Origin of the sequence: Nocardia noduli, from assembly GCF_019038455.1 — a bacterium.
In the GTDB taxonomy this organism is placed as follows: Bacteria; Actinomycetota; Actinomycetes; order Mycobacteriales; family Mycobacteriaceae; genus Nocardia; species Nocardia noduli.
Genome location: NZ_JAFMPL010000267.1, coordinates 1 through 478 on the forward strand (window position 1 = coordinate 1; position 478 = coordinate 478).

At 63.0% G+C, this 478-nt stretch carries 1 protein-coding gene; it reads left to right on the top strand.

From position 1 onward, the window contains the following. Positions 1-116: 116 nt before the first annotated feature. The coding region (locus JZ792_RS43675; RefSeq protein WP_216918434.1) for an MFS transporter at positions 117-478 on the top strand (362 nt) is incomplete at its 3' end.

Below are 478 nucleotides of genomic sequence, written 5' to 3' on the forward strand. Positions count from 1 at the left end.
CGACCCAGGCAGTGGCGACCTCACCCAAACGGGTTCACGCCAGAGCCCGAGCCCATGCACGATCGCGTTCCTATAAAAATACACAACAAAAATATGATGCCTCCGGAGGAAGCCCGATGTTCGCCAAACGATACAGGTTCCTGATCGCGGCTCTGCTGTTTATCGCCGGGATCATCAACTACATGGACCGCGCGGCGCTCGGCGTGGCCGCGCCCTTCGTCAAGCAGGACCTCAACCTGTCGCCTTCCGAGCTTGGGGTGATCTTCAGCACCTTCTTCTTCGGCTACGCCCTGTTCGCCTTCGTCGGTGGACAGCTGGCCGACCGCTACGGCCCGCGCAGCGTCTACACCTGGGCGGCGACCTCCTGGTCAGTCCTGTGCATGCTCACCGGCGCGGTGACCGGCTTCGCCCAGATGTTCGTGGTCCGCGCCCTGTTCGGCTTCGCCGAGGGGCCGATGAACTCGACCACGAACCGGAC